General features: G+C 71.8%; 1 protein-coding gene. It reads right to left on the reverse strand.

The window, feature by feature from the left end; genetic code table 11:
• Window positions 1–225: oxidoreductase (locus tag IF04_RS0135365; RefSeq protein ID WP_483855324.1), on the reverse strand; the 225-nt coding region annotated here is incomplete at its 3' end.
• Window positions 226–227: the final 2 nt, after the last annotated feature.

Consider the following 227-nt stretch of genomic DNA (forward strand, 5'->3'; position numbering starts at 1 on the left):
GAAGTCGGTGATGCGGCGGAAGGCGGCGGTCTGGGTGTCGTTCCACAGGCCCAGGTCGTACGGGCTGATCCGGCCCTCGGGGCTGACGGCGGTGGCCTCGGTGATGATCAGGCCCGTGCCGCCGACGGCGCGGGCCGCCAGGTGCTGGAAGTGCCAGTCGTTGGGCACACCCTGCTCGGCCCCCTCCGGAGCCGCCGAGTACTGGCACATCGCGGCCATCCACAGAC

It is taken from the genome of Streptomyces violens (genome assembly GCF_000717745.1).
GTDB classification, from domain to species: Bacteria; Actinomycetota; Actinomycetes; order Streptomycetales; family Streptomycetaceae; genus Streptomyces; species Streptomyces violens.